This is a genomic window from Mycobacterium tilburgii, assembly GCF_902168065.1.
Lineage (GTDB): Bacteria > Actinomycetota > Actinomycetes > Mycobacteriales > Mycobacteriaceae > Mycobacterium > Mycobacterium tilburgii.
The window spans coordinates 1-388 of record NZ_LR655786.1 but is presented as its reverse complement, the minus strand read 5'-3'; the positions used below and the strand labels follow the sequence as shown (position 1 = coordinate 388).

At 71.4% G+C, this 388-nt stretch carries 1 pseudogene; it reads left to right on the top strand.

Features of this window, described 5'->3' with window-relative positions:
- Positions 1-148: 148 nt before the first annotated feature.
- Positions 149-388 (top strand): annotated as a pseudogene (locus tag FQ389_RS21000) (3-beta hydroxysteroid dehydrogenase); the annotation flags it as partial.

Genomic DNA, 388 nt, shown 5'->3' with positions numbered 1-388 from the left:
ATGCGATGGGCGACGAGGCCCGCGCGGTGGCCGCCCTGGGCGAAGCGTTCGTACGACACCGGTAAGTCGCTGATGCTGGCGAACGGGACTCCCGCGGTGAGCGGACGTCTGAGCACCGAAGACGATCCGTTCAACACCGATGGTTCCGATGGCCGGGCGCGGCCGCACCGGCTGGGCCGTCGTCGAGCTCGCCGGGCGCGGCGTGCGGTCCGCCGTGGTGCGGCTGCCGCGGTCGGTTCACGACGCCGGCGGGCGCTACGGCTTTGCCAGTCTGCTGATTCAGGCCACCCAACACAGCGGGGTGTCGGCCTATGTCGGTGATGGCACGCCGCGCTGGCCCGCGGTGCATCGCGACGACGCCACGACGCTGTTCCGGATCACCCTCGAG